This is a genomic window from Isoptericola sp. NPDC056605, from assembly GCF_042792795.1.
GTDB lineage: Bacteria > Actinomycetota > Actinomycetes > Actinomycetales > Cellulomonadaceae > Isoptericola.
This window is the reverse complement of record NZ_JBHTVT010000030.1, coordinates 1-25,460: the sequence shown is the minus strand read 5'-3', so window position 1 is coordinate 25,460 and position 25,460 is coordinate 1. Positions and strand designations below refer to the sequence as shown.

Annotated in this window: 24 protein-coding genes and 1 riboswitch; of the genes, 11 read left to right on the top strand and 13 right to left on the bottom strand. The window is 74.4% G+C overall.

Annotated features, from left to right (window positions below; genetic code table 11):
• Positions 1–93: 93 nt before the first annotated feature.
• Positions 94–1,458 carry an ABC transporter substrate-binding protein gene (locus ACFQ8Y_RS21170; protein ID WP_430549522.1) on the bottom strand — a complete coding sequence of 455 codons (1,365 nt, stop codon included), beginning with the start codon at positions 1,456–1,458 and terminating at the stop codon, positions 94–96.
• Between the two features lie 578 nt (positions 1,459–2,036).
• Positions 2,037–2,124, top strand: a riboswitch (ZMP/ZTP riboswitch).
• A gap of 40 nt (positions 2,125–2,164) precedes the next feature.
• Here ACFQ8Y_RS21170 and glyA point away from each other — a divergent pair.
• The 3 genes from glyA (at position 2,165) to ACFQ8Y_RS21155 (ending at position 5,254) form a co-directional block, all read left to right on the top strand.
• Positions 2,165–3,448 (top strand): serine hydroxymethyltransferase, encoded by a 1,284-nt coding sequence (glyA, locus tag ACFQ8Y_RS21165; protein WP_430549523.1) that lies wholly within the window; start codon positions 2,165–2,167, stop codon positions 3,446–3,448.
• Positions 3,445–4,305, top strand: coding sequence for a bifunctional 5,10-methylenetetrahydrofolate dehydrogenase/5,10-methenyltetrahydrofolate cyclohydrolase (locus ACFQ8Y_RS21160; protein ID WP_430586666.1), 861 nt, complete (start codon positions 3,445–3,447; stop codon positions 4,303–4,305). Before glyA ends, ACFQ8Y_RS21160 begins: the two co-directional genes overlap by 4 nt.
• Positions 4,306–4,390: 85 nt before the next feature.
• On the top strand, positions 4,391–5,254 hold the full coding sequence (locus tag ACFQ8Y_RS21155) for a polyphosphate kinase 2 family protein (RefSeq protein ID WP_430549525.1): 864 nt from the start codon (positions 4,391–4,393) through the stop codon (positions 5,252–5,254).
• A 3-nt stretch (positions 5,255–5,257) separates the two neighbouring features.
• Here ACFQ8Y_RS21155 and ACFQ8Y_RS21150 read toward each other — a convergent pair whose 3' ends face one another.
• On the bottom strand, positions 5,258–6,667 hold the full coding sequence (locus ACFQ8Y_RS21150) for a glycosyltransferase family 2 protein (RefSeq protein WP_430586665.1): 1,410 nt from the start codon (positions 6,665–6,667) through the stop codon (positions 5,258–5,260).
• Positions 6,664–8,055 carry a non-hydrolyzing UDP-N-acetylglucosamine 2-epimerase gene (gene wecB, locus ACFQ8Y_RS21145; protein WP_430586664.1) on the bottom strand — a complete coding sequence of 464 codons (1,392 nt, stop codon included), beginning with the start codon at positions 8,053–8,055 and terminating at the stop codon, positions 6,664–6,666. The genes ACFQ8Y_RS21150 and wecB overlap by 4 nt, the downstream gene beginning before the upstream one ends.
• Before the next feature lie 126 nt (positions 8,056–8,181).
• On the opposite strand from wecB, the gene ACFQ8Y_RS21140 reads away from it, so the two are divergent.
• Both ACFQ8Y_RS21140 and ACFQ8Y_RS21135 read left to right on the top strand, forming a co-directional pair.
• Positions 8,182–8,664 carry a VOC family protein gene (locus tag ACFQ8Y_RS21140; RefSeq protein WP_430586663.1) on the top strand — a complete coding sequence of 161 codons (483 nt, stop codon included), beginning with the start codon at positions 8,182–8,184 and terminating at the stop codon, positions 8,662–8,664.
• Positions 8,665–8,721: 57 nt separating this feature from the next.
• A complete protein-coding gene (locus tag ACFQ8Y_RS21135; protein ID WP_430549529.1) occupies positions 8,722–9,543 on the top strand; it encodes an exodeoxyribonuclease III in 822 nt (273 codons plus the stop codon).
• Between the two features lie 95 nt (positions 9,544–9,638).
• On the opposite strand, the gene ACFQ8Y_RS21130 is transcribed toward ACFQ8Y_RS21135, so the two are convergent.
• The 4 genes from ACFQ8Y_RS21130 to ACFQ8Y_RS21115 form a co-directional block, all read right to left on the bottom strand.
• Positions 9,639–10,949 carry an alkaline phosphatase gene (locus ACFQ8Y_RS21130; protein ID WP_430586662.1) on the bottom strand — a complete coding sequence of 437 codons (1,311 nt, stop codon included), beginning with the start codon at positions 10,947–10,949 and terminating at the stop codon, positions 9,639–9,641.
• Positions 10,950–11,070: 121 nt separating this feature from the next.
• Positions 11,071–12,309 (bottom strand): galactokinase, encoded by a 1,239-nt coding sequence (gene galK / locus ACFQ8Y_RS21125; protein WP_430586661.1) that lies wholly within the window; start codon positions 12,307–12,309, stop codon positions 11,071–11,073.
• Positions 12,310–12,383: 74 nt separating this feature from the next.
• Entirely contained in the window at positions 12,384–13,538 is a 1,155-nt protein-coding gene (locus ACFQ8Y_RS21120; RefSeq protein WP_430549532.1) for a P-loop NTPase, read from the bottom strand.
• Positions 13,539–13,547: 9 nt separating this feature from the next.
• Positions 13,548–14,126, bottom strand: a complete 579-nt coding sequence (locus tag ACFQ8Y_RS21115) for an AAA family ATPase (protein ID WP_430586660.1) — start codon at positions 14,124–14,126, stop codon at positions 13,548–13,550.
• Positions 14,127–14,235: 109 nt separating this feature from the next.
• On the opposite strand from ACFQ8Y_RS21115, the gene ACFQ8Y_RS21110 reads away from it, so the two are divergent.
• Positions 14,236–15,033, top strand: coding sequence for a maleylpyruvate isomerase N-terminal domain-containing protein (locus ACFQ8Y_RS21110; protein ID WP_430586659.1), 798 nt, complete (start codon positions 14,236–14,238; stop codon positions 15,031–15,033).
• 33 nt (positions 15,034–15,066) lie between these two features.
• Here the strand turns inward: ACFQ8Y_RS21110 and ACFQ8Y_RS21105 are convergent, their stop codons facing one another.
• Positions 15,067–15,570: a DUF1003 domain-containing protein gene (locus ACFQ8Y_RS21105; RefSeq protein ID WP_430549535.1), complete on the bottom strand. Its 504-nt coding sequence runs from the start codon at positions 15,568–15,570 to the stop codon at positions 15,067–15,069.
• Entirely contained in the window at positions 15,563–16,834 is a 1,272-nt protein-coding gene (locus ACFQ8Y_RS21100) for a magnesium transporter MgtE N-terminal domain-containing protein (RefSeq protein ID WP_430586658.1), read from the bottom strand. The genes ACFQ8Y_RS21105 and ACFQ8Y_RS21100 overlap by 8 nt, the downstream gene beginning before the upstream one ends.
• Positions 16,835–16,935: 101 nt before the next feature.
• On the opposite strand from ACFQ8Y_RS21100, the gene ACFQ8Y_RS21095 reads away from it, so the two are divergent.
• Positions 16,936–17,733, top strand: coding sequence for a general stress protein (locus ACFQ8Y_RS21095; RefSeq protein ID WP_430586657.1), 798 nt, complete (start codon positions 16,936–16,938; stop codon positions 17,731–17,733).
• Positions 17,734–17,811: 78 nt separating this feature from the next.
• Here the strand turns inward: ACFQ8Y_RS21095 and ACFQ8Y_RS21090 are convergent, their stop codons facing one another.
• From ACFQ8Y_RS21090 to ACFQ8Y_RS21080, 3 genes are all read right to left on the bottom strand, one after another.
• Positions 17,812–18,762 (bottom strand): hypothetical protein, encoded by a 951-nt coding sequence (locus ACFQ8Y_RS21090; protein ID WP_430586656.1) that lies wholly within the window; start codon positions 18,760–18,762, stop codon positions 17,812–17,814.
• 148 nt (positions 18,763–18,910) lie between these two features.
• Positions 18,911–20,470 (bottom strand): aminopeptidase P family protein, encoded by a 1,560-nt coding sequence (locus tag ACFQ8Y_RS21085; protein WP_430564192.1) that lies wholly within the window; start codon positions 20,468–20,470, stop codon positions 18,911–18,913.
• A gap of 58 nt (positions 20,471–20,528) precedes the next feature.
• On the bottom strand, positions 20,529–21,383 hold the full coding sequence (locus ACFQ8Y_RS21080; protein WP_430586655.1) for an alpha/beta fold hydrolase: 855 nt from the start codon (positions 21,381–21,383) through the stop codon (positions 20,529–20,531).
• A 173-nt stretch (positions 21,384–21,556) separates the two neighbouring features.
• Here ACFQ8Y_RS21080 and ACFQ8Y_RS21075 point away from each other — a divergent pair, with 173 nt between their 5' ends.
• From ACFQ8Y_RS21075 to ACFQ8Y_RS21060, 4 genes are all read left to right on the top strand, one after another.
• Positions 21,557–22,420 (top strand): PHP domain-containing protein, encoded by an 864-nt coding sequence (locus tag ACFQ8Y_RS21075; RefSeq protein ID WP_430586654.1) that lies wholly within the window; start codon positions 21,557–21,559, stop codon positions 22,418–22,420.
• Positions 22,417–23,055, top strand: a complete 639-nt coding sequence (locus tag ACFQ8Y_RS21070) for a MarC family protein (RefSeq protein WP_430586653.1) — start codon at positions 22,417–22,419, stop codon at positions 23,053–23,055. Before ACFQ8Y_RS21075 ends, ACFQ8Y_RS21070 begins: the two co-directional genes overlap by 4 nt.
• Positions 23,056–23,119: 64 nt before the next feature.
• The gene (locus tag ACFQ8Y_RS21065) at positions 23,120–23,884 is read left to right on the top strand and encodes a FadR/GntR family transcriptional regulator (RefSeq protein ID WP_430586652.1); all 765 of its coding nucleotides are present in this window, start codon (positions 23,120–23,122) and stop codon (positions 23,882–23,884) included.
• Positions 23,881–25,068, top strand: coding sequence for a CynX/NimT family MFS transporter (locus ACFQ8Y_RS21060; RefSeq protein ID WP_430586651.1), 1,188 nt, complete (start codon positions 23,881–23,883; stop codon positions 25,066–25,068). The genes ACFQ8Y_RS21065 and ACFQ8Y_RS21060 overlap by 4 nt, the downstream gene beginning before the upstream one ends.
• Positions 25,069–25,078: 10 nt before the next feature.
• Here ACFQ8Y_RS21060 and ACFQ8Y_RS21055 read toward each other — a convergent pair whose 3' ends face one another.
• Entirely contained in the window at positions 25,079–25,375 is a 297-nt protein-coding gene (locus tag ACFQ8Y_RS21055; RefSeq protein WP_430549545.1) for a DUF1905 domain-containing protein, read from the bottom strand.
• Between the last annotated feature and the right edge of the window lie 85 nt (positions 25,376–25,460).

The window sequence follows — 25,460 nt, the reverse complement described above, 5'->3', positions numbered from 1 at the left end:
ACGGGGGGGGGGGGGGGGGGGGGGGGGGGGGGGGGGGGGGGGGGGGGGGGGGGGGGGGCGCCCCCCCCCCGCGAGGTCAGGGGAGGGGCCGGATCAGGGCGCGGAGCCCGCCGCCGCGGCCTGCTCCGCCTGGGCGTTCGACTGGTCGAGCAGCTCCTGCATGCGCGGCTGCACCTCGGCGAGGTAGTCGGCCGCCTGCTGCTTGCCGTCGAGCACGGGCTGGATGCCGACCCAGAGCTCGTCGTACCACTCGGCGCCGTAGGTGAACGACGCGGGCATCTCGCGCCCGTAGTCCTCGGCGATGTCGAGGAACTCCTGGCGGTTCTTCGGCTTCAGCGAGTCGTCCTTCTCGACCTCGCCGGCCCACTCCTGCGCCGTGTCGATCCGGTTCGGGATCTGGATGCTGGCGTCGACGAGGGTCTGCTGCGCCGTCTCGTCCGTGGACAGATAGGTCGCCAGCTTCACGGCGTCCTCGGGCAGGGCGGTCGTGGCGGAGACGCCGATGCCGAGCGAGCCGACCCAGGTGGCCGTCTCGCCGGTCTTGCCGACGGGCCAGGGCATGAGGTCGTACTCGAAGTCCAGGTCGTTGTAGACGCTCATGTCCCACGGGCCGACGGGGAAGAAGCCGATCTCCCCGGCCATGAAGCGCTGGTAGGTGTCGAGGGTCTGCGCCTGCTCGGGGTTCGGGGTGACGCCCTCCTCGGTGAGGTCGGCGATGAACTGGATGGCCTCGGCGAACTCGGGGGTGTCGACGGTGACCTGCGTGTGGTCCTCGTTGGTCCAGTCGCCGCCGTTGCTCCAGACGAAGGACTGCGAGTTCCACTGCACGTTGAGGCCGGTGCCCCACTGGTCGGTCTCGCCGTCGCCGTCCGTGTCCTGGGTGAGCTTCTTGCAGATCTCGAGCCACTCGTCCCAGGTGAGGGGCTCGTCGGGGTCCGGTCGCTCGACGCCGGCCTCCTTCAGCAGGTCGGCGTTGTAGCCGAACGCGAACGGGCCGATGTCCTTGGGCAGGCCGTACAGCTGGCCCTCGGAGGTGCCCTGGGTCGTGCCGTCGAAACGGTAGGAGTCGACGCCGTACGGCCAGATGTTGTCGAGGTCCACCCCCTGCTCGGCGACCTGGTCCGTGATGTCCATGAGGACGCCCGAGCCGACGTAGGACTGCAGGCTGGCCTGCTCGATGTAGAAGACGTCGGGCACCTTGTTGCCCGCGACGGCCGCCTGGAGCTTCTGGGCGTACTGGTCGGCCGAGGTGACGATCATCTTGACCTTCACGCCGGTGTCCTCGGTGAAGCGGTCGATGGCCTCCTGGTAGGCCTTCTTCTCGTCGTCGCCGCCGCGGAACATGAACGTGAGCGTGCCGTCGTCGGCGCCGCTCCCGCCGCCGGAGCCGCAGGCGGCGAGGGTGCTGGTGGCCACCAGCGCGGCGGCGATGCCGGCGATCAGGCGTGACTTCCTCATCACGGGGTCCTCTCGGGGAGATCCGGTCCGCTCCGGCGCGACGTCGCCCCGATGCGGTTTACATCGATGAAGAGCCATCGACGGCGCCCAATCTGGCACGGCCTCACGGGCGCGGTCAAGTGGCCCAGGTCACGGCCCTGCAACGATGAAGAAGTCGCGGCGGATCAAGGAGCGCCGACGATCGTCGAGCCCAGGGCGATGTCGTCCGAGCCCCGGCGAGGTAGCGCGAGCTCCCACCAGGTAGTCCGCGATCCCGCGAGGTAGTCCGCGATCCCGCGAGGTAGTTCGGGTCACCGCGAGGTAGTTCGATCGGCCGCGAGGTAGTGCGAGCTCCCGCGAGGTAGCTCGGACGGGGGTGTCATCGGAGACGTCTGTCGGCAGATCGACCACTACCTCGTCGGCTCCAGGACTACCTCGCGGTGATCCGAACTACCTCGCGGTGACCTGAACTACCTCGCCGAGGTTCGAGCTACCTCGCGGTGACTGCAGCTACCTCGCGGGCGCCCGGGTGCCTCGCCGGCCGTTCGGGGCGCGCGGCGTGCAGGTCTCGACCGGGGCGGAGGGCGCGCTGCTAGGATCGCGAGGGTCGCGACTGGCGTACAGGTGGATCACCACCGGGGAGCGACGCGCTGTGCAGACGACGGGTCGTTCGCCTGGGCCCGGTCGTCGTCCGACACGTCCGTCCGACACAGCTGGAGAACGCCAGATGAGCACTCCCGACCCCACGTTCAACGCGCCCCTCGCCGAGCTCGACCCCGAGATCGCCGCCGTCCTCGAGGGCGAGCTGACCCGTCAGCGCGACACCCTCGAGATGATCGCGAGCGAGAACTTCGTGCCGCGCGCCGTCCTGCAGGCGCAGGGCAGCGTCCTCACGAACAAGTACGCCGAGGGCTACCCGGGCCGCCGCTACTACGGCGGCTGCGAGCAGGTCGACATCGCGGAGAACCTCGCGATCGCCCGCGCCAAGGACCTGTTCGGCGCCGAGGCCGCCAACGTGCAGCCGCACTCCGGCGCGCAGGCCAACGCGGCCGTGCTGCACGCCCTCATCAACGCGGGCGACAAGATCCTCGGCCTCGAGCTGGCCCACGGCGGCCACCTCACGCACGGCATGAAGATCAACTTCTCCGGCAAGCTCTACGACGTCGGCGCCTACGGCGTGGACCCGCAGTCGTACCGGATCGAGATGGACGAGGTGCGCAAGCGCGCCCTCGAGCACCGCCCCGACGTCATCATCGCCGGCTGGTCGGCGTACCCGCGCCACCTCGACTTCGCCGCTTTCCGCGAGGTCGCGGACGAGGTCGGCGCCAAGCTGTGGGTCGACATGGCGCACTTCGCGGGCCTCGTCGCCGCGGGTCTGCACCCGAGCCCGGTGCCGCACGCCGACGTCGTGTCCTCCACGGTGCACAAGACCATCGGCGGCCCCCGCTCCGGCTTCATCCTCAGCAAGGAGGAGCACGCCAAGAAGATCAACTCGGCCGTGTTCCCGGGCCAGCAGGGCGGCCCGCTCATGCACGTGATCGCGGCCAAGGCCGTCGCCTTCAAGGTCGCGGGCACCGACGAGTTCAAGGACCGCCAGGAGCGCACGCTGCGCGGTGCCCAGATCATCGCCGAGCGCCTGTCGCAGGCGGACGTCGCGGAGCAGGGCGTCTCCGTCCTCACCGGCGGCACCGACGTGCACCTCGTGCTGGTCGACCTGCGCCACTCGTCGCTCGACGGCCAGCAGGCCGAGGACCTCCTGCACGACGCCGGCATCACCGTGAACCGCAACGCCGTGCCGTTCGACCCGCGCCCGCCGCGCGTCACCTCCGGCCTGCGCATCGGCACGCCGGCGCTCGCCACCCGCGGGTTCGGCGACGCCGAGTTCACCGAGGTCGCGGACATCATCGCGGTCGCCCTGCGCGACGGCGCGGCGGCCGACGTCGACGGCCTCGCGGCCCGCGTCGCGAAGCTGACGGCGGACTTCCCGCTCTACCCCGGGCTGCAGCAGTGACGGCCCGCCTGCTGCCGGGCAGGCCGGTCGCGGACGCGGTCTTCGCGGACCTCGCCCCGCGGATCGACGCGCTGGTCGCCGCGGGGCACCGCCCCGGCCTCGGCACGATCCTCGTCGGGGACGACTCGGCGAGCGCCGGGTACATCCGGATGAAGATGGACAAGGCGACCGAGCTCGGGTTCACCTCGCCGCACATCCACCTGCCGCAGGACGCCACCCAGGCGGACGTCCTGGCGGCGGTGCGGGAGATGAACGACGCCGACGACGTCGACTCCGTCCTCATCCAGAACCCGACGCCCCCGCAGATCGACTTCGACGCGGCCATGCTCGCGCTGGACCCGGACAAGGACGTCGACGGCCTGCACCCCGTGAACATGGGGCGCCTCGCGCTCGGGATGCCCGGCCCGGTGCCGGCGACGCCGGCGGGGATCGAGACGCTGCTGGCGCACTACGAGATCCCGGTCGCCGGTCGTGAGGTCTGCATCCTCGGCCGCGGCACGACGCTCGGGCGGCCCCTGGCCCTGCTGCTCTCGCAGAAGCGCCCGACGGCGAACGCGGCCGTCACCGTGGTCCACACCGGGGTGCCGGACTGGCCGGAGTACACCAGGCGGGCCGACATCGTGATCGCGGCCGCCGGCGTCCCGGGCATCCTGCAGCCCGAGCACCTGACGCCGGGCGTCACGGTGGTCGGTGGCGGGGTCCGGTACGAGGGCCGCAAGCTGCTGCCGGACGTGGACGAGTCGTGCGCCGAGGTCGCCGGGGCGATCACGCCCCGCGTCGGCGGCGTGGGCCCCACCACGATCGCCATGCTGTTCCGCAACGCGGTGGAAGCCGCGGAGCGCGCCGCGCGGCCGTAGCCCCGCCCCGCACCTCGCGAGCGTCGACCGGGCCCGTCGTCCCCTTGGGGGCGACGGGCCCGGTCGCGTCCGCCATGATGTGCGCATGGTCGCGAGAAGCCAGCGTGGGTGGTCGGGCGAGCCGGGCGAGCTCCTGAAGGTGGGGCCGGGGTTCCGGCTCGCGGACGTCGACCCGGACTCCAAGCCCGGGTACGACGGGAAGAAGAAGGACGGCGCCGCCGACCTGCTCGCCGGCGAGCAGGAGCTCGACGAGCTGCAGGAACGCCTGTACGCGCAGAGCCGCGAGGACCCGTCCGCGCCGGCCGTGCTGCTGGTGCTCCAGGCGATGGACTCCGCGGGCAAGGGTGGCATCGTGCGGCACGTCATCGGCGCCACCGACCCGCAGGGCGTGCACCTCGTGGCGTTCAAGAAGCCGACGCCGCAGGAGCTGGCCCACGACTTCCTGTGGCGCGTCGAGAAGGAGGTCCCCGAGGCCGGCTACATCGGGGTCTTCGACCGCTCGCACTACGAGGACGTGCTCATCGGGAAGGTGCGCGAGCTCGCGTCGCCGGACGAGATCGAGCGGCGGTACGGCGCGATCAACGCGTTCGAGTCCGAGCTGGTCGCGCGGGGCACGCGGATCGTCAAGGTCATGCTGCACATCTCGCCCGAGGAGCAGAAGGCGCGGCTCGGCGAGCGGCTGGATCGCCCCGACAAGCACTGGAAGTACAACCCGGGCGACGTCGACGAGCGCCTGGAGTGGCCCCGGTACATGGACGCGTTCCAGACCGTCTTCGAGCGCACCTCCACCGACCACGCGCCCTGGTACGTCGTCCCCGCGAACGCCAAGTGGTACGCCCGCCTGGCGGTCCAGGCACTCCTCCTGGACGCGCTCGAGGACATCGACCCGCAGTGGCCCGCAGCCACGTTCGACGTCGAGAAGGAGAAGGCGCGCCTCGCGGCGTCGTGACCGTCAGGTCGTCGGCGCGGGGTGCTGCTCGGCCTCGTCGGGAAGGTTGGCGTCGAGCGGCTCGCGGTCCGTCTTGGTCCAGCTGCGCCGCCCGGCCAGCTCGCGGACCAACGCCACGGTGACGACCGGCCACAGCAGCCAGGTGTAGAGCATGTACGGGACGAGCCCGAACACCGCCCGCAGGAACGGGTGCCGCCCGGGCTCGGTCGTCATGAGCAGCGTGAGGAAGCTCGGCACCAGCGTGAGCGTCGCGAAGAACACGAGCGACGGCCACCAGCCGGAGACGAACGGGATGCCGCCGAACAGCCAGAACGCCAGCGAGAGCACCAGGCCGAGCCCCATGAGGAGCTGCAGCAGGGGCATGAGCAGGTACGCGACGTGGTCGAGCCGCGCGCCCAGCGACACGGGCGCGCGCAGCGCCCCGCGCAGCAGCGAGAAGGCCTGCCAGTTGCCCTGCGCCCAGCGGACGCGCTGCGTGAACAGGCGGCGCAGGCGGGTCACGCCCTGCTGGTCCACGCTCGTCAGCACGGTCTGCCGGCCGAGCCAGCCGGCGCGGATCAGGCGCACCCCGATGTCCTGGTCCTCGGTGAGGCGGTCGCGCCACGGGCCCCGCTCGACGCCGGGCGGCAGGTTCTCCGTGACGACGACGTCGTCCAGAGCGGCGAGGCGCACGTACTGCCCGTTGCCGCCCATGTTCGCCGTCCCCCAGGCGGAGCGCCCGAGCTGGTACACGTACGCCATCACCCCGAACTCCACGTCCTGGCCCCAGGTGAGGTAGTGCCGGCGGTTGTAGATGCGCACCAGCGCCTGCACGCCGCCCACCCGCTCGTCCGTGAACGCCCCGGCCAGCGCGCGCGGCGCGTCGGCCGGGATGCGCCCGTCGGCGTCGACGACCCCGACGACGACGCGCGTCGTCGGCCAGCCGGCGTACCGGCCGGTGAGGACCTGGTCGTGGACGAACTCCCACGCGTCGTCGAGGCCGGCGGACTTGCCCACGCGGGCGTTCGGCAGCTCGCGGCGCAGCACCTTCAGCTCGGGCACCTCGGCGCGCAGCCGGGCGAGCACCTCGGGGGTGCCGTCGTCGGAACCGTCGTCGACGACGACGATCGCCTTGTGCGTGGCCTGCACGGCGACGAGGCGGCTGACGCTGTCGGCGATCGTCACCTCCTCGTTCAGCGCGGGGACCACGAAGACCCACAGGTACTCGTCCTCCCGCGCCCGCTCGACGGCGCGGCGCTGCCGGCGGCGCTCGAACCACGCGCGCACCACGAGCCACACGATCACCCCGACGGTGACGAGCGTGAGGGCGAGCAGGAACCACATGAGCACCTGCACGCCCACCGGCATGCCGCGGTAGGGGTCCCACCAGGGGGCGGTCGCGGCGACCGTCGCCGCCGCTGCGGCGCCGCTCACCCGGCCGCCCCGTCGGCCGGGGCACCGTAGGGGGCGACCGTCGACCGCGGGGCGATGACCACGCCCTCGAGGTCCGCCGGCACGCGGTCCACCGGCGTGGGCTCGCGCACGTACTCCGGCCCGTCGACGGCGTCGGTGCGGTGGAAGCCCGCCCACTCCAGCACCTGGGCGCGCACGAAGCCGGGCCCCGACGTCTGCGGCACGGGGGAGGCGAAGACCAGGTGCTCCATGGCGTCGACGATGCGCTCCGCGGCGTGCCCGTCCCCGTACGGGTTGGGCTGCCGGGAGAACGCGGCGTGGGCGGCGGGGTCGGTGAGCACGCGGGTGGCGGCGGCGACGATCGTGTCGGCGTCGGTGCCCACCAGCTCGAGGGTGCCCGCCTCGACGCCCTCGGTGCGCTCCGTGGTGGTGCGGGCGACGAGCACGGGGACGCCGAGCGCGGGCGCCTCCTCCTGGATCCCGCCGGAGTCGGTGATCACCAGGGCCGACCGCGCCAGCAGACGGGCGAAGGTGTGGTACTCCATGGGCGCCGTGAGGGTCACGGCGTCGACGGCGCCCAGCTCGTCGCGCACGGCCTGCGCGACCCGGGGGTTCGGGTGCACGGGCACCACGAACCGGACGTCCGGGTGGGCGTCGGCCAGCCGGTGCACCGCCCGCGCGATGCTCGCGATGCCGCCGCCCCAGTTCTCCCGCCGATGGGCGGTGACCGTGACGACGCGCGAGCGCCCGTCGTCCTCCAGCCAGGCCAGCTCGGGCCGTCCGTACGGCACCTCGCGCGCGGCGGCCCACCGCAGCGCGTCGATGCCGGTGTTGCCGGTGACGTACGTGCGGCCGATGTCGACGCCCTCGCGCACGAGGTTCTGCACGTTGCTCCGGGTGGGCGCCGCGTGGAAGGAGGCGATGCGTGCGACGAGCTGGCGGTTGAGCTCCTCGGGGAACGGCGAGAGCGTGGTCCCCGTGCGCAGGCCGGCCTCGACGTGGAGCACGGGGATGCGCAGGTGGAAGGCGGCGACCGCGGCCGCCGCGGCGCTGGAGGTGTCGCCGTGCACGATGCACGCCGCGGGGTAGTGGTCCTCGCGGACGCGCCCGCTGATCCGCTCGGGCGGAGGGCCGTACCGGCCGGAGACGAACTCGTCCAGCCCGGCGATCACCGACGACGAGAGCTGGTTCAGCGTCAGCCCCGGCCGGCCGACGCCGAGGTCGCCGGCGACCTCGCACCCGGCCTCCTGCAGCACGTAGTCCACGAGCTCCCGGTGCTGCCCGGTCGTCACGACGACCGGGCGCAGGCGCGGATGGTCCTGCAGGCGCTGGATCAGCGGGAACAGCTTGATCGCCTCCGGGCGGGTGCCCAGCACGACCAGGATCTCGGGGCTGACGGGAAGCGGCATCTCTCTACCTTCGTCGAGCGGGGTGCGGGTGCGGCGCGCTCGCACCGATGAGTGACGGTCCGTCCGGCGGTCGGAAGGGTGCACGCACCGGCCGTGAGGGACGGTGCCCGTCAGGAGGGAGCGGCCATGGTGACCGCACGCACGCACCTGTGGTTCGGGAACAACCGCGCGCACGAGGCGGCGGCCTTCTACGCCGAGCACATCCCGGGGTCGGCGGTGGAGTCGGTGCTCACGTCGCCCGAGGGGGTGCCGGGGGCGGAGGCCGGCGAACCGTTCGTCGTCGAGTTCACGGTAGCGGGGCTTCCTGTGACGGGCCTGAACGCCGGCCCGGAGTTCCGGCTGAACGAGGCGTTCAGCTTCTACCTGCGGGTGGACTCGCAGGACGAGGTGGACCGGTACTGGGAGGTGCTCACGTCGGACGGCGGCGAGCCCGGGCCCTGCGGCTGGTGCAAGGACAAGTTCGGCATCTCGTGGCAGGTGATCCCGAAGCAGCTCGAGGAGCTGTCCGGCGACTACACGACGGAGGCGAACCTGCGCACCATGAACGCGATGCTGAAGATGGGCAAGATCGACGTCGCCGGGCTGGAGGCCGCCTACCGCGGGGAGTGACGCACCCGACGCCGGCGCGGCCGTGGGGTGTCGGCGTCCTGTGGTGGGATGTCTGGCGTGCTGACCGTCGCCACCGCCAACGTCAACGGCATCCGTGCCGCCTTCCGCCGCAACATGGACGCCTGGATCGCCGCCCGCACCCCCGACGTGCTGCTGCTGCAGGAGGTGCGGGCCCCCGACGAGCTGGTCCACGAGTACCTCGAGGGCTGGCACGTCGCCCACCTGCCCAGCGACCTCAAGGGACGCGCGGGCGTGGCCGTCGCGTCGCGCCTGCCGCTGCGCGCCGTCCGGACGGGCCTCGCCGCCCACGGCCCGGACGGCGAGCCCGAGCCGCCCGTGGACACCGGCCGCTGGGTCGAGGCCGACGTCGAGCTGCCGGGCGGCGGCCTGCTCACCGTCGTCTCCGCGTACCTCCACTCCGGCTCCAACGCTCCGGGCCAGGAGCACACCATGGCGGCCAAGTACGCCCACCTCGAGAAGGTCACCGCGCGCCTGGCCGAGCTCGCCGCTGCCGAGCACCCCGCCGTCGTGGCGGGAGACCTCAACGTCGCCCACCGGAACGAGGACATCGCGAACTGGAAGGGCAACCTCAAGAGCGCCGGCTTCCTGCCGCAGGAGCGGGCCTACGTGGACCGCTGGCTGGACGAGCTCGGCTGGGCCGACCTCGGCCGCGCGCACGGGGGCGAGGGCCCCGGCCCCTACACCTGGTGGTCCTGGCGCGGGCAGTCGTACGTCAACGACCGTGGCTGGCGCATCGACTACCAGCTCGCCAACGCCGCGCTCGCGTCGCGCGCCGTCAAGGTCGAGGTCGACCGCGCCCCCACCTACGAGGAGCGCTGGTCCGACCACGCCGCCGTCGTCGCGACCTACGACCTGTAGCCCGCCGCCCGCCGTGGCGCGGCGAGCACGATCCTGGCCCTGTTCTGCCACCAGAACAGGGCCAGAATCATGCTCGCCGCGGTCGGTGCTGCAGGTCAGCGCTGGCCGCGCGGGAACATCGCCCGCTGGACGGCGTCGTGCACGTCGGTGTTGAGCTGCGGCCCGGACAGCCGCTCGGCGCCGGGCCCCTGCGCGGTGATCGGGGTGGCCTCGCCCGTGTGCCCGCCGGTGGTCCAGTCGACGGTGAACTCGAGGTCGGTTCCCGGGACCGGGAAGGGGCCGTCCTCCGCCGTCGCGCCCTCGCCCGACTCGTCCTCCGGGTCGACGTTCTCGATCGCGAGCCCGCCCGTGGCGTGGTCGCCGACGACGAGCACCAGCGTGTCCCGGTGCTTCTTCTGGAAGTCGAGGGCGAGGGCGACGGTCTCGTCGAGCGACCGGCCGGCCTCGACGGTGCGCGTCGCGTTGCTCTGGTGCGCGAACTCGTCGATCGCCTCCTCCTCGAGGAAGAGGAAGAAGCCGTCGCGGTCGCGCTGCAGCACCTCGAGGGCCTTGGCGGCCATGTCGACCAGCGGCACCTCGGGGGCGTAGACGTCCCCCTCGCCCTCGTTCGCCTGCTGGAACATCTCCTCGTTCGCGAACAGCCCGAGCAGCCTCCGGCCGTCGGCGTCCGCGAGCCCCTCGGCGTCGCTCACGTACGTGTACCCGAGCTCCTGGGCGCGCTCGACGAGGTTGCCCTCGGTGCCCTTGCTCTGCTCCTCCGGGTCCTCCGGGGGATTGTCGGGCCAGGCGCCGGGCTCGCCCTCCGGGTACCAGAAGTCCTCGCCCCCGCCCAGCAGGACGTCGGGCCGGGACTCCTCCAGGTACTGCCGCGCGATCTCGCTCTGGTCGTACCGGTCGGTGACGTGCGCGCCGAACGCGGCCGGGCTCGCGTCGGTGACCTGCGCCGTCGAGACGAGGCCGGTGGCCTTGCCGGCGCGCTTCGCGTCCTCGAGCAGGGTGGGGACGGGGTTGCCGTCGGCGTCGACGCCGACGGCCCCGTTGAACGTCCGGACGCCCGTGGCGAACGCCGTCGCACCGGCGGCGGAGTCGGTCACGGCCTCCTCGGGGTCGGCGGAGTCCGTCGCGGTCCAGCCGGCCTCGTCCAGGGTGTCCATCACGAGGTGGCCGTCCTTGCCCACGGTCGCGAGGCGGATCAGCTCCCGGGCCGCCAGGCCCATGCCGTCGCCCTGGAGCACGATGACGTTCCGTGCCCGGTCCCTGTCATGCCGTGCGTCGTGTCGTGTGTCGTGCCCGCCGTACCCGCGGTCGTCGTCGCCGCCGGCCGTCGCGCCGACTGCCGTCCCCGCGGCGACCATCGCCGTGAGCGCCGCCGCTCCGACGCGGCGCATCGTGGTGCGTGCTGCCATCGCTCCTCCTCGAACGATCGGGCCGGCGGCGCTGCTGCCGCCGGGCCCTCGCACCGTAGGCAGGTGCCCGCGTCACCGGCATCCGGGAGGAGACGTCGCAGGTCGCGGTCGGGCAGCCCGGTCAGGCGGTCCGGCCCGCCGGGGCGGACGGCGGGGCGAGGAGGAAGCCCGGGGCCCGCAGCCCGGCGTCCGCGAACGCCTTGTCGACGCCGTCGGCGACCTGCTCGACCTCGTCGGCCCGCACGAGCGCGATCGCCGAGCCGCCGAACCCGCCGCCGGTCATGCGGGCGCCCAGCGCGCCCGCGGCCAGCGCGGCGTCGACGACCAGGTCCAGCTCGCGGGCCGAGACCTCGTAGTCGTCCCGCAGCGAGGCGTGGGACGCGACCATCAGCGGGCCGACCTCGTCCGTCCGGCCTGCCGCGACCAGGTCGCGGAACTGCGCCGTGCGCGCGATCTCCGTGACCACGTGCTGCACGCGGCGGCGCAGCACGCCGTCCGGGTCCTGCGGCGCGAGCGCGGCGAGCGTCTCGTCCAGGCGGGCCGGGTCCACCTCGCGCAGCGTCTCCACGCCGAGGAGGCCCGCCGCGCGCTCGCACGTGGCGCGCCGCTCGGCGTACTGGCCGTCGACGAGGGCGTGCTCCGCCCGGGTGTCGACGACGAGCAGCGTGAGGCCGGCGGCCGCCAGGTCGAACGGCACCGGCGTGCCGGACTCCAGCGGGGACAGCCCGGGCCGCGAGTCGACGAGCAGCGCGTGACCCGCGGTGGCGCGCAGCGACGCGGCCTGGTCCATGCCGCCCGTCGGGGCGCCGGCGATCTCGTTCTCCGCGCGCACGCAGGCCGTGACGAGGGCCGCGCGGCCGGCGTCGTCCCCCGCGAGCCCGAGGCCGCCCGTCTCGTCGAGGGCCACGGCGACGGCGCACTCCAGCGCGGCCGAGGACGACAGCCCCGCGCCGAACGGCACGCACGAGTCGACGACGGCGTCGAAGCCGCGCACGTCGTGCCCGTCCTGCGCGAGCGCCCACGCGACGCCCGCGACGTACGCGCCCCAGCCCGTCACCGCGCCCGGCGCGACGTCGGCCAGTCGCGCCGACCAGACCTCGCCCGGCGCCTGCGCGGACCCGAGGCGCACGACGTCGTCGTCCCGGTGCCGCAGTGCGACGAACGTGCGGTGCGGCAGCGCGGTCGGCAGCGCGAGGCCGCCGTTGTAGTCGGTGTGCTCCCCGATGAGGTTGACCCGGCCGGGGGCGGACCAGACGCCGTCGGGTGCACCGCCGTCGGCGAAGACCCGAGCGAACAGGTCGCGGACGCGGCGCGCCCCCTCGTCGTCGGACCAGGACTCGAGCCACTCGGGCGTGCTCATGGCGGGACAGCTCCTTCGCGGGCGGGACGGCAGGTGCGGGCGCCGGCGCGGCGCCCGGGGGAGGGTATCGCGGGTCAGCCCTGGACGGGGCTGAGGTTCAGCCGCATGCCCGCGAGGCCGCGCGAGCGGCCGGCCAGGGAGCGGGCGACGTCGCGCAGCACGCGCGCCCCGGCGGAGTCCGGGTCGCTGAGCACCACCGGCGTGCCGTCGTCGCCCGCGGCGCGCACCGCGACGTCGAGCGGCACCTGCCCCAGCAGCGGCACCGGCGTGCCCAGCGTGGCGCCCAGCCGGTCCGCGACGCGCTGCCCGCCGCCGGACCCGAACACCTCGAGCCGCGACCCGTCCGGCTGCTCCAGCCACGACATGTTCTCCACCACGCCGACGACGCCCTGCGACGTCTGCGTGGCGATCGAGCCGGCACGCTCCGCGACCTCCGCCGCGGCGGCCTGCGGCGTCGTCACGACGACGATCTCGCTGCCGGGCAGCAGCTGCGCCACCGAGATCGCGATGTCGCCGGTGCCGGGCGGCAGGTCGAGCAGCAGCACGTCGAGGTCGCCCCAGAACACGTCCGCGAGGAACTGCTCCAGCGCGCGGTGCAGCATCGGCCCGCGCCACACCACCGGCTGCCCCGCGGGCACGAACATGCCGATCGACACGACCTTCACGCCGTGCTCGATCGGGGGCAGCAGCATCGAGTCGACGCGGGTGGGCTGGCGGTCGACGCCCAGCATGCGGGGGATGGAGAAGCCGTAGATGTCCGCGTCCACGACGCCGACGCTCAGCCCGTCGGCCGCCATCGCGGCGGCGAGGTTCGCCGTGACGCTCGACTTGCCCACGCCGCCCTTGCCGGACGCGACCGCGTACACCTTGGTCAGGGAGCCGGGCTGGGCGAAGGGGATCACCGGGTCGCCCGCACCGCCGCGCAGCTGCGAGCGCAGCGACTGGCGCTGCTCCGGGGTCATGACGCCGAGCTGCACGTCCACGCCCGTCACGCCGTCGAGCGCCTCGACGGCGGCGGTGACGTCGCGCACCAGGGTGCCCTTCATGGGGCAGCCGGCCACCGTGAGGTCCACCCCCACGGTCACGTGGCCGCCGTCGTGCACGTCCACCGAGCGCACCATGCCCAGGTCCGTGATGGGCCGGCGGATCTCCGGGTCGACCACCGACGTCAGGGCGGTGCGGACGCGGTCGGTCAGCGGTGCGGAGCCGTCGGGGGAGCCGGAGGTCATGCCTCGATCCTAGGTGCGGCGGGCGGTGACGCCGGTGCGTCGTGGGTCACGGCCCGACAGCGCCGTCGTCACCCGGAGGGCCAGCGCACCGACGTCGACCGGGAGGGTCGTGTCCTGCCGCACCACCGGGCCGAGGGCGAGCGGCGCGGCCGCGGCGGACCAGGCCGCCCACTCGGCGGTCAGGTCGCGACGGTCGGCGTGCACGGGGTGGCGGCCCGTGCGGGCCTCGTAGCGCGCGCGGGCGACGTCGGGCGGTACGTCGCACCACACCTCGACGACGGCGTCCGCGCCCGCGGTCGCGAGCCCGCGCAGCACGTGGTCCAGGTCGCGGGGCCGGAACCACCACGACTCGACGACGACGCGCGGCAGCGCCGCCGCGGCCAGGCGCCACACCGCCTCCATGGCCGCCGCCCCGACGGCGGGCGCCCCGACCAGGGACGGGGCGCCCGGCCCGACGGCGTCGGCCAGGGCCTCCTTGACGGCGTCCTTCCCCAGCCACGGCGCACCGAGGCGCGCGGCGAGCGGGCGCGCCAGCGTCGTCTTGCCCGCCCCGGGCAGCCCGTTGACCAGCACCACCTGCCGCGCCACGCCGTCGCCTCCTCCGGCGGTCGACCAAATCCCGCGAGCGGGAGGATACCGGGCAGCGCGACGGCACGGCGTCGCGCGGTCCGAGGTGCCCGGGGCTACGTTGACGTGCATGGACGCCCTGGCCTCCCTGGCACGAGACTCGGCCCTGCTCGTGGCGGCCGTGCGTGCCGCGCCCGCCGACGCCGAGGTGCCGGCCTGCCCGGGCTGGACGGCCCGCGACCTGGCCTTCCACGTCGCGTCGGTGCAGGCGTTCTGGGCGTCCGTGGTGGGCCGCGAGCCGGGTGCCGGCCTGCCGGGCGCCGACGTCGTCCCGCTCGAGCGGCCCACGGACGACGCCGCCCTCGTGGGACTGGTGCACGACGCCACGGCGCACCTCGTCGCCGCGCTCGCGGGCCGTGACCCGCGCGAGCCGTGCTGGTCCTGGCACCCGGACGGCCACACGGTCGGGTGGGTGGCACGGCGCCAGCAGCACGAGGCGCTCGTCCACCGCGTCGACGCCGAGCAGGCGGCCGGCGGCCGGGTCACGCCGCTCGACCCCGACGTCGCGGCGGACGGCGTCGACGAGGTGCTCGACGTCCTGCTCGGCGGGCACCCGGCCTGGACGGCGTTCACCCCGGCCGGCGGCACCGTCGCCGTCGTCGTGGACGCCCACGGCGAGGCGCCGCACCGCTGGGACGTCGAGCTCGGGCGGGTGCGAGGGACCGGGCCGGAGTCCGGCCGGGAGTACGACGTGCCCGCCGGGCGGCTGGTCCCGCCCGACGGCGAGCCTGACGCCGTCGTCGCCGGCGCCGCCGCGGACCTCGACCTGTGGCTGTGGGGCCGCGGCGGGTCCGGGGGGCTGCGCGTCACCGGCGACGCCGGGGCCGTGGACGCGCTGCGCGCCGCCGCCGTCGACGCCATGCAGTGACGGGCGCGGAGCCCGGGGAGCGACGCCGCCCCGTCAGGACGAGGCGTCCCGGCTGCGCTCGGACTCCTTCTCGTCCAGCTCCTCGAGCAGGTTCCGGATCTCCGAGCGGACGAAGTCGCGCGTCGCGACCTCGCCCAGCGCGATCCGCAGCGCCGCCATCTCGCGAGCCAGGTACTCCGTGTCGGCGAGGTTGCGCTCCGCCCGCTGCCGGTCCTGCTCGGCGGTGACGCGGTCGCGGTCGTCCTGCCGGTTCTGCGCGAGCAGGATGAGCGGCGCGGCGTAGCTCGCCTGGAGCGACAGCATGAGGGTCAGGGCGGTGAAGCCGTTCGACGCGGAGTCGAACCGCAGCGACTCCGGGCCCCAGGAGTTCCACGCCAGCCACAGCGCGCAGAACACCGTCAGATAGATGAGGAAGCGCGGCGTGCCCAGGAAGCGGGCGATGCCCTCCGTGGCGCGGCCCACCGCGTCCTGGTCCATCTGCGGCCGCGGGATGAGGGTGCGCCGGGCCTCCTTCGGCTGGTCCAGGCGGTCAGCCACGCGGCACCTCCTGGAGGTTCTCGTCGACGTGCTCGCGCCAGTCGTCCGGGAGGATGTGGTCGAGCACGTCGTCCACGGAGACCGCGCCCAGCAGCCGCTTCTCGGTGTCGAGGACGGGCAGCGCGAGCAGGTCGTAGGCCGCCAGCAGGCGGGTCACCCGGCCCACCGGGGCGTCCGGCGTCAGCCACTCCGTGTCCGTGTCGAGCACCGACCCCACGGACGCGTGCGGGGGCTCGCGCAGCAGCCGCTGGAAGTGCGCGACGCCGAGGAACCGGCCCGTGGGCGTCTCCAGCGGCGGCCGCACCACGAACACCATCGACGCCAGCGCCGGCGGCAGGTCCTGCTTGCGGATCTGCGCCAGCGCGGTCGCGATCGACGTCTCCGGGCCGAGGATCACCGGCTCGGTGGTCATGAGCCCGCCCGCCGTGTCCTCGTCGTAGGACAGCAGCCGACGCACGTCCTTCGCCTCCTCCGGCTCCATGAGCTCCAGGAGGCGGGCCGCCTGCTCGTCGGGCAGCTCGTTGAGCAGGTCGGCGGCGTCGTCGGGCTGCATGGCCTCGAGGACGTCGGCCGCTCGTCCCGAGTCCAGGCGGGACACGATGGCGACTTGGTCGTCCTCCGGCAGCTCCTCGAGCACGTCGGCCAGGCGCTCGTCGTCGAGCGCGCTCGCCACCTCGAGACGCCGGGTGTCGCCGAGCTCGTGCAGCACGTCCGCGAGGTCCGCCGGGCGCAGGTCCTCGTACGCCTCCAGCAGCTTCGTGGCCCCCTGCTCCTGGGTGGAACCGGCGAGCCCCGTGACCGCGTCGACCGGCACGACGAGCGTCTCCCCGCGCCGGCGCAGCGACAGCCCGCGGGAGGGCTGCTTGCGGCGCACGAAGAGCTGGTCCACCAACCAGTCGCCCGTTCGCTGCCGCGTGATCGACAGGTCCTCGACCGTGGCCTCGCCGGAGCCGTCGGCGAAGCGGACCGTGCGGTCCAGCAGCTCGCCCAGCACCAGCGACTCCATCGCCCGCTGCTCGAACCGACGCATGTTGAGCAGGCCCGTCGAGATCACCTGGCCCGCGTCGATCGCGGTGACCCGCGTCAGCGGGAGGAAGACGCGCCGGCGTCCGGGGACCTCGACGACCAGCCCCACCGCGCGGGGCGCGCCCTTGGCGCGGATCAGCACGACGGCGTCGCGCACGCGCCCCACCTCGTCACCGATCGGGTCGAAGACCTGGGTGCCGGCGAGCCGTGCCACGAAGACCCTGGTTGCCGCGCTCACGTCGGTCAGCCTACGCGGGGCGGGCCCGTCGGTCCTGGTAGCGGGCGTGCGGCGAGGACGGTGTGGTGGTGCAGGGGCCACGACTGGGCCAGACTGGGCGAATGAGCTTCAGCCGCCCGAACGCCGTGCCCCGCGTCCCGACCCTCCCGGCGGGGGACGAGGTCGCCGCGTACGACACGTACCTCGAGGCCCAGCAGGCCGTCGACTACCTGTCGGACCACAAGTTCGCCGTCGAGCACGTGACCATCGTCGGCACCGACCTGCGCATGGTCGAGCGGGTCACCGGGCGCCTCTCGTACGGCCGGGTGGCGCTCGCGGGCGCCCTGTCGGGTGCGTGGTTCGGCTTCTTCGTCGGCCTGCTGCTGAGCCTGTTCGGCGGCACCGGCATGGGCGGCGTGCTGCTCGTCGGCATCGGCCTCGGTGCGGGCTTCGGGCTCCTCTTCTCCGTGCTCTCGTACGCGCTGACCGGCGGGCGCCGCGACTTCACGTCGTCGTCGCAGATCGTCGCGTCGACCTACGCGATCCTCTGCGCGGCGGAGCAGGCCGGCGAGGCGCGGTCCATGCTCCGGGAGTCCCCCGGCGGGCTGGGCAAGGCCCGGCACGGTGCGACCGCCGCGACCACGACCACGACCCCGCCGGTCGGCGCGCCCGCCGCCGGCGCCCCCGCCGCCACCGCGGCCCCTGCCGCGCCGCGCACGCCCGACCCGCGCTGGACCACTCCCAGCGGCGCCCCGCGGTACGGCGCCATGCGACCGGAGGAGCCGGCCCCGGCGCCGCAGCCCCCGGCCCCGCCGACGGAGCCGCACGCTCCGGAGCAGCAGGGGCAGCCGTCGGGTGCCGAAGGCGGTGAGCCGAAGTCGCCGGAGCAGGACGACCCCTACCGCCCGCCCCGGCCCTGATCTCTTCGGCACCGGGTGGATCTGTTCGGTACCTCGACGTGCCGAACTGATCCAGCCAGTGCCGAACTGATAGGTCAGTCAGGGCGGCGGAGGCAACAGCGGATGCGTGCGGAGCTTCCGCCGCAGAGCTTCTGGGAACCTCGCCGCCAGCGCGTTCGCCACCTCACCCAGTCGGGCGTTCCCGACCGCGGTCACCCGGACCGGGTTGACACCGGTGGCGCGGATGGCGTCGAACCGTGCCTTCTCCTGGAGCAGTTCCCGCGCGGCGTCGTGGCCGGGCCGGACACCGCCGTCGCGGTACTTGGCCAGGCCGTCGAACTCCGCGTACACGGACCAGTCCGGCCAGCCGAGGTCGCAGTGGAAGACGCCGCGTGACGTGATGATCGGCGCCTGGGTGACCGGCCGAGGCAGCCCGGAGCGCAGCGCGACATACCGGAGCCAGGTCTCCCACGCGGAGTCGCTGCCTCCGTCTGCGTGATCCAGCACCCACGCCGCCCGCCGGGTGCCGTTGCGCCGGCGCGCGACGGCGATCACGGCGCGAGACTCCTCCGGGTCGAGCCCTCGCGCCAGGGCGTCGTCCACGAGGACGAGTGCTTCGAGCGGGTGCATCGAGCGTGCGCAGTCCGCCACGGTGCGGGCCAGGGTGGTGACCGGCAGCCCGTCCCGGACCTCGCGCTGCTCGGGCGGCAGGACCATGAGGTGTCGCCGCAGGTCCTCGGCGGCGCGCCCCGACCGTCGGTAGTCCTGGACCACGTGCGTGGTGGCCGGCGGACGCCACAGACGCAGGCCGTGGAGCATCGCCGCCGTCTCGTGGCTGAACACGTGATCGGCGTCGAGCTGCCGGTGGGCCGCCCGGGCGACCGCCTCGGCGCGTCGTCGCGCCGTGCGGGACCGGTGCTCGTCCCGGGGCTCCTCGCGAAGGCGGTACGCGCCGCGGCGCAGCCGTTCGAGCTCGCCCTCCTGCCTCGCCCGGTCGAGCACGTGCCTCTGCAGCTCGCCGGCGAGGACGACCTGGTCGTCATGAACCATGTCGACGAGGGTGCCGGATCGGACCAGGTCCGGACGTCCGCCTGTGGACAAGGTCGGTGGGTCCGGGTTCAGTTCGGCAACGGGTGGATCACTTCGGCATGGTCACGTACCGAACTGATCTACCCGTTGCCGAACAGACAGGGCGGGGTCAGCCGCGCAGGCGGGCCATCCAGGCCTCGACGTCCTCGGGACGGCGGGGGAGCGCGGCCGACAGGTTCTCGTTGCCGTCGGCGGTGACCAGGACGTCGTCCTCGATCCGCGCGCCGATGCCGCGGTACTCCTCGGGCACGGCGAGGTCGTCGGCCTTGAAGTACAGGCCGGGCTCGATGGTGAACACCATGCCGGGCTCGAGCACGCCGTCCAGGTAGAGCTCGCGGCGCGCCTGCGCGCAGTCGTGCACGTCCAGGCCGAGGTGGTGGCTGGTGCCGTGCACCATCCAGCGGCGGTGCTGCTGGCCCTCGGGGGAGAGGGACACCTCGGCGGTGACACCGTCGGGCAGCAGTCCCCACTCCTCGAGGCGGGCGGCGATGACCTCCATCGCGGCGGCGTGGATCTCCCGGAACTTCGTCCCCGGCTTGGCGACGGCGAACGCGGCGTCGGCGGCGTCGAGCACGGCGGTGTAGATGCGGCGCTGCACGTCGGTGAACTCGCCGTCGACGGGCAGGGTGCGCGTGATGTCCGCGGTGTAGAGGGAGTCGACCTCGACGCCGGCGTCCAGCAGCACGAGCTCGCCGGAGCGGACCACGCCGTCGTTGGTGATCCAGTGCAGCGTGGTGGCGTGCTCGCCGGCCGCGGCGATGGTCTCGTAGCCGACGGTGTTGCCCTCGAGCCGGGCGTGCGCGTCGAACGTCGTCTCGATGACGCGCTCGCCGCGGCGGTGCGCGACGGCCTTCGGCAGCACCGGAACGACCTGCTCGAAGCCCTCGATGGTGCGGGCCACGGCCTCGCGCAGGTGCTCCAGCTCGAGGGCGTCCTTCACCAGGCGGATCTCGGACGCCGCCTCGACGAGGGACTCGTCGTCCGCCTCCGCCTCGACGCCCGCCTCCTCGCGGATGGCCTCGACGAGCGTCTCGACGTTCTCGTCCGCGCCGGTCACGACCAGCACGCGCACGCCGTCCGCGCCGACGTCCTTGGCGAGCGCGTCGCGCAGCTCGTCGACGTGGCGGGCCTCGACGCCGGTGAGCGTCGTGACGTCGTCGAGCGACGGCCGCGCGCCCACCCAGAACTCGCCGTAGCGCGAGTCGGCGTAGAACTCCTCGGTGTCGCGCGCGGCGAGCGGACGGACGTACAGGACCGCGTGGTGGTGCGTGCCGTTGCCGTTGCCGTCCGGGTCGCCCTCGCCGTCGGCCACGGGGTGCAGCACGAGCACCGCGTCGGGCTCCTGGTCGGTGCCCAGGCCGGTGAGGTGCGCGAACGCGGAGTGCGGGCGGAACCGGTAGTCGGTGTCGTTGGAGCGCACCTTGAGCGGGCCGGCGGGCACCACGAGCCGGGCGCCCGGGAAGCGGGCCGACAGCTTGGCGCGGCGCTCCGCCGTGTACGGCACGGCCTCGCCGGGCTCGACGCCGAGGTCGGCGCGCTCGCCCCACTGCGAGGTGATGAACGACTTGAACGCCTCCGAGACGGGGCGCTGGGAACGGTTGCTGCCGCGGTCCTCGGTGCTCGCAGGGGCGGCGGGCGCGGTCTCGTCGACGGGGGTGGTGTCGGTCATGCTTCCCAGTGTCCCACCCGCAGGGAGGGCCCGGGACGGCCGTCGGCGGCGGCGCTCGTCAGGCGCGCGCGAAGTCGTGCAGCGCCCGCGTGAGCACGCGGTTGAAGGCGTCCGGGGCGTCGGAGTTGACGTCGTGGCCGGCGTCCGGGACGACGACGAGCGCCCCTCGCTCGGCGGCCGCCACGTGCCGCGACTCCTCGAGCCGCATCCGGTCGCGCGCGCCGTTGACGAACCACACGGGCACGCGCAGGGCGCGCGTGCTGGCCACCGACGAGCGGCCCGCGAGGTGGGTGAGCGCGTCGGTGACGATGTCCCAGCCGGGCCGCGGGGCGGCGTCGCCCAGGAGGCCCGCGACCTCGAGACCGCCGGCGGGCGACCGGCCGCCCGCGAGCGCGGTGCGCCAGGCGCGGGCGGCGTCGCGCGCCCCGCGGCGCACCGCCGTCGTGCCGGTGACGGCGAGGTGCGCGACGTCCCGGAACAGGGCGACGGGCTTGCCCTTGGGGTCGGAGCTGCAGCCCGCGGCGACGACGCCGGACAGAGGGGTGGCGGTGGCGGCGGCGGCGTGGTGCGCCGCCCACGCGAGGGAGGTGTACCCGCCGAGCGACAGCCCCACGACGACGATCGGCCGGCCGGCGCCGAACGATCCGGCCGCCTCGTCGAGCACGTCGAACGCCCGCGGCATGGAGAACCGCTCCCGGTGGCGCGCGCCGTGGGCGGGCAGGTCGACGGCGACGGCGTCGTGCCCGGCGTCGCGCACGTGCTCGACCTGCCGTTCCCAGATCGCCGACGACGTGCGCATGCCGTGCACGAAGACGATCCCGGCCCGCTGCGGTGCGGGGTCGGTGCCGGGCTCGGAGGGCAGGGCGGAGGCCAGGGCGGGAGGCAGGGCGACGTCGGCGCTGGGGAGGTTCATCGCGAACGATGGTGCCCTGCCGGTCGGGGCGTGTCGGGGTCGGCGGCGGCGGGCGAGGTGGAGAGGTTGTGCCGAGATCTTCACGGGCGCGGTCGGCGGGAGTGTCCGACGTCGCACCGCGGGGACGCCGTTTCGCGCGTGCGGGCGCGCAGGGCTCCCTAGAATCGGTGATCGTGACGCCGCCCCGGATCGACCTCCACACGCACTCGCGGGCCTCCGACGGCACGGACTCCCCGCGCGGCGTGCTCGAGGCGGCGGCCGGGGCCGGGCTGGACGTGGTCGCCCTCACCGACCACGACACGACCGCGGGCTGGGCCGAGGCCTCCGGCGCCGTCGCGACGACCGGGGTCGCGCTGGTGCGGGGCACCGAGATCTCCACGCGCGTCACGACCGAGGGCGGCAGCATCAGCGTGCACCTGCTGTCCTACCTGCACGACCCCGACGACGCCGTCCTGCGCGCCGAGTGCGACCGCACCCGCGACGACCGCCTCACGCGGGCCCGGCGCATGACCGAGCGCCTCGCGGAGGACTTCCCGCTGACGTGGGACGACGTCGTCGCGCAGACGGGCGACGACGCGACGGTCGGCCGCCCGCACCTCGCGGACGCGCTGGTCGCGGCGGGCGTCGTGGCGTCGCGGGACGAGGCGTTCGCGACGATGCTGCACCCCGGCGCCCGGTACTACGTGCCGCACTACGCCCCGGACACCGACGCCGCCGTGCGCGCGGTGCTGGGTGCGGGCGGGGTGCCCGTGATGGCGCACCCGGGCGCGGGGGCGCGCGGTCGCACCGTGAGCGAGGAGACGATCGCGGCGCTCGCCGCCGTCGGTCTCGCCGGGCTCGAGGTGGACCACCGCGACCACGACGCCGCCACCCGCGACCGGCTGCGCGGCCTGGCAGGGGAGCTGGGGCTGCTGGTCACGGGCTCCAGCGACTACCACGGCACCGGGAAGCTCAACCGCATCGGGGAGCGCACGACCGCTCCCGAGGTGCTCGCCCAGATCGAGGAAAGAGGTCTGCTGGACGTGATCCGCCCGTGAGCGCGGTGCTCGACACCGCGCTGTTCACCGAGGTGTTCGTCACCCTGTTCGTCATCATGGACCCGCCCGGCACGGTGCCCGTGTTCCTGGGGCTGACGTCGGCGATGGGGGCCAAGCAGCGCAACCGCGCCGCGCGTCAGGCGATCCTCGTCGCGTTCGGCGTCATCGTGGTCTTCGCGCTGTTCGGCCAGCAGGTGCTGCACTACATGGGCATCACGCTGCCGGCGCTCCAGGCCTCCGGCGGGCTGCTGCTGCTCCTCATCGCGATGGAGCTGCTCACCGGCAAGATGGAGGAGCCCTCGCCGTCGGGCAACAAGGGCGTCAACGTGGCGCTCGTGCCGCTGGGCACACCGCTGCTGGCGGGGCCGGGCGCGATCGTCGCCACGATGGTGTTCGTCCAGCAGACCCGGGTGTCGGACTCCGGCGGAGTGCCGCAGCTGATCGCCATCGCGGTGGCGATCGTGCTGGTGCACGTGTGCCTGTACCTGTCGATGCGGTTCGCGAACGTCATCCACCGGGTGCTGCGGGAGTCGGGAGTCACGCTGGTGACCCGGATCGCGGGCCTGCTGCTCGCGGCGATCGCGGTGCAGCAGATCGCCACGGCGGTCACCGAGTTCGTCAAGATGGCGCAGTAGCGCCCGGAGGCCGGCCGCGGTCGAGGCTCCCGGGATCGCAAACATGGGATGTTAGGGTCTTTCGGTGCCCGAGTCCGTCCAGCCCCCGGCCATGCCCATGACGTCGCCGATCTCCCCGCCCCGCAAGGTCTCCGAGCTCGTCGTCGAGCACCTGACCGACCTCGTCGAGCGGGGGGAGTGGCCCGTCGGGTCCCGTATCCCCGCCGAGCCCGAGCTCGTCGCCGGGCTCGGCGTCGGCCGCAACACGGTCCGCGAGGCCGTGCGCGCCCTCGAGCACGCGGGGATCCTCGAGCCGCGGCGCGGCGACGGCACCTACGTGCGCGCCGCCAGCGGCCTGGACGCCGCCATCAGGCGCCGGGCACGCACCTCCGACGCGCTGCAGGTGCTCGAGGTGCGCTCCGTCCTCGAGCGCGGGGCCGCGCGCGCCGCCGCCGGCCGGCACGACGACGGCGCCCTCGCCGCGCTGCGGGGCGCGCTGGCCGCCCAGGAGGCCGCCGCCCGCGAGGGCGGCGAGGACGACTTCCGGGCCGCCGACGTCGCGTTCCACGCCGAGCTGGTGCGGTCCGCCGGCAACGCCCTGCTCGCCGAGCTCTACGACGGCATCGACCACGTGCTCGTCCGCACCCTCGCCACCGACGCCCACGGCCGCCACCACCGCGACGTGCCCGGCCACCGCGAGGTCGTCGCCGCCGTCGCCGCCGGTGACCCCGACGCCGCGGAGCGCGCCGTCGAGGCCACGATGGCGGCCGTCCGCGCCCACCTCGTCGACCAGGCCGCCGGCGCCGCGACGGGGTCGACGTCCGGCACGACGACGGAGGTGGACGCGTGAGCCTGCGTCGCCCGCTCGGGGCGGGGGCCGTCCTCGCCATCGTCCTCGCCGCGCTCAACCTGCGCCCCGGCGTGGTCGCCGTCTCACCGCTGCTGGGCGAGATCCTCGCCGAGGAGGGGCTGAGCGCCACCGCGGGCGGCGTCCTCACGACGCTGCCCGTCCTGTGCTTCGGGATCCTCGCCCCCGTGGCGCCCGGGCTGGCCCGCCGGGTCGGCCTGGAGCGCGCGCTGTTCGGCAGCCTCGTGCTGCTGTGCCTCGGCTTCGCCCTGCGGCTCGTGCCCGGGATCGCGCCGCTGCTGGTCGGCACGCTCGCCGTCGGCTCCGCGATCGGGCTCGGCAACGTGCTGCTGCCCGCCCTCATCAAGCGCGACTTCGCCGACCGGGTCGGGCTCATGACCGGGCTGTACTCGATGGCCCTGTCCGGCGGCGCCGCGCTCGCCGCGGGCCTCACCGTGCCGATCGCGACGGCCACCGGCATGGACTGGCGCGCCACCCTCGGGTCGTGGGGGCTGCTCGCCGTGCTCGGCGCGGTCGTCTGGGCGCCGCGCGCGCTCCGCTCGGCCGGCCCCGTCGGCACGCTGCGGCCGCCGGGCGCCACGCCCGCCGACGCCGTGCGGTCGGTGTGGCGCAGCCCGCTGGCCTGGGCGGTCACCGTGCTCATGGGCACGCAGTCGCTGTCGTTCTACGCGGTGAACGCGTGGCTGCCGGAGATCTTCGTCGCCTCCGGGCGGAGCATCGCGGTGGGCGGGTGGATGCTGGCGCTGACCAACCTGCTCGGCATCGTGGGCTCGTTCGTCACGCCCGTGCTCGCGGGTCGCCTGCGGCGGCAGCGCGCGCTCGGCGTGGTCATCGTCGCGCTCATCCTGACCGGCCTGCTGGGGCTCCTCCTCGCCCCGGGCGCCGCCGTGCTGTGGGTGGTGCTGCTCGGCCTCGGCCAGGGCGGCGGCATCAGCCTGGCGCTGACCCTCATGGCCCTGCGCACCGAGAACGCGGCGCGCACGTCCGAGCTGTCGGGCATGGCGCAGAGCGCGGGCTACGTGCTCGCCGCCTGCGGTCCGCTCGGGCTCGGCGTCGCCCACGACGCCACCGGCTCCTGGACGGCGCCGCTGGTGCTCCTCGTCGTGGCGTCCCTGGTGCAGGGCGTCGCGGCGTGGTTCGCCGGGCGGGACGAGATCGTCCGCTGACCGCCCGTGCTCAGAGGCCGACGGGCTCGAGCGTGACGCGCACCGTCGCGCCGGGCTCGAGGCCCTCGGCCACGCGCACCGCCTTCTTCATCGGCAGCACGTAGCCCTGCTGCTCGTCGCTGGGGAACACCGACGTCGACCACGTCGTCGTGCCGACGGTCACGGTGACCTTGATCGACCCGAACCCGCGCGGCGGCAGCGGCAGCTCGGCGAGCGTGTCGGACTCCTCGGGCGGCACGGTGACGAACCACCACGAGTCCGTGCGCACCTGCCACTGCCACAGCGGGGCCGAGAACGTCAGACGCATCCCCGCACGGTACGTCGTGCCCCGGACACGCATCGAGCGTGCTGACTCGTTCCTCAGACGTCTCGCCTGAGGAACGAGTCAGCAC

Coding starts and splice junctions, on each gene's coding strand:
- ACFQ8Y_RS21170 (WP_430549522.1), bottom strand. CDS start 1,458: ATGAGGAAGTCACGCCTGATCGCCGGCATCGCCGCCGCGCTGGTGGCC.
- glyA (WP_430549523.1), top strand. CDS start 2,165: ATGAGCACTCCCGACCCCACGTTCAACGCGCCCCTCGCCGAGCTCGAC.
- ACFQ8Y_RS21155 (WP_430549525.1), top strand. CDS start 4,391: ATGGTCGCGAGAAGCCAGCGTGGGTGGTCGGGCGAGCCGGGCGAGCTC.
- wecB (WP_430586664.1), bottom strand. CDS start 8,055: ATGCCGCTTCCCGTCAGCCCCGAGATCCTGGTCGTGCTGGGCACCCGC.
- ACFQ8Y_RS21140 (WP_430586663.1), top strand. CDS start 8,182: ATGGTGACCGCACGCACGCACCTGTGGTTCGGGAACAACCGCGCGCAC.
- ACFQ8Y_RS21130 (WP_430586662.1), bottom strand. CDS start 10,949: ATGGCAGCACGCACCACGATGCGCCGCGTCGGAGCGGCGGCGCTCACG.
- galK (WP_430586661.1), bottom strand. CDS start 12,309: ATGAGCACGCCCGAGTGGCTCGAGTCCTGGTCCGACGACGAGGGGGCG.
- ACFQ8Y_RS21120 (WP_430549532.1), bottom strand. CDS start 13,538: ATGACCTCCGGCTCCCCCGACGGCTCCGCACCGCTGACCGACCGCGTC.
- ACFQ8Y_RS21110 (WP_430586659.1), top strand. CDS start 14,236: ATGGACGCCCTGGCCTCCCTGGCACGAGACTCGGCCCTGCTCGTGGCG.
- ACFQ8Y_RS21095 (WP_430586657.1), top strand. CDS start 16,936: ATGAGCTTCAGCCGCCCGAACGCCGTGCCCCGCGTCCCGACCCTCCCG.
- ACFQ8Y_RS21090 (WP_430586656.1), bottom strand. CDS start 18,762: ATGGTTCATGACGACCAGGTCGTCCTCGCCGGCGAGCTGCAGAGGCAC.
- ACFQ8Y_RS21085 (WP_430564192.1), bottom strand. CDS start 20,470: ATGACCGACACCACCCCCGTCGACGAGACCGCGCCCGCCGCCCCTGCG.
- ACFQ8Y_RS21080 (WP_430586655.1), bottom strand. CDS start 21,383: ATGAACCTCCCCAGCGCCGACGTCGCCCTGCCTCCCGCCCTGGCCTCC.
- ACFQ8Y_RS21055 (WP_430549545.1), bottom strand. CDS start 25,375: ATGCGTCTGACGTTCTCGGCCCCGCTGTGGCAGTGGCAGGTGCGCACG.